The sequence below is a fragment of the Xenorhabdus aichiensis genome, from assembly GCF_028598775.1.
Classification (GTDB): Bacteria; Pseudomonadota; Gammaproteobacteria; order Enterobacterales; family Enterobacteriaceae; genus Xenorhabdus; species Xenorhabdus bovienii.
Genome location: NZ_JAQRFO010000147.1, coordinates 1 through 500 on the forward strand (window position 1 = coordinate 1; position 500 = coordinate 500).

The following is a 500-nucleotide window of genomic DNA, read 5'->3' on the forward strand; positions in this document are numbered from 1 at the left end:
TCCGTAGCACTCCACAAAATTACAGGGGCGGATCCCATTTATCGACAAAACGTCGCTTCCACAAAACGGACACGGCTTGAGTTCGTCTGTCACTTTGCCTCCACATTTTAATTTGGTGGAATTACACCCATTAAATTCAGTTAGTAAACTCATACCCCCTCCAGCTCATCAGGGATGTCGATCTCGTCGCCTAATTTGACATGAACAACAATACGACATGCAGCCTCTAATGCGGTTGAACCATAAATATATTCATCCATGCAGGTTGCCCAGTGCTCTACTTCATTTTCGCTGGTAACGTGGTTGTTTAACTCGATTAGATAGGTATCAATCAACTCCCCACACTGTGCCCAGTCGGTTGATGGACAGTAATAATTCCAAACGGAGGTTTTCTTTCTATAAATTGGCATTTCGTCTTTTACAGTTATTTTATATTCACCATATTGAAAACCAATCGCTCTAGCCACAGCCCAGTCCAACGCCCGGCCTGTCAGCTCACT

Annotated in this window: 1 protein-coding gene; it reads right to left on the reverse strand. The window is 44.0% G+C overall.

The genetic code is table 11. From position 1 onward, the window contains the following. Positions 1 to 149: 149 nt before the first annotated feature. On the reverse strand, positions 150 to 500 hold a 351-nt coding region (locus PSI22_RS21380; protein WP_273581477.1), incomplete at its 5' end, for a phage protein NinX family protein.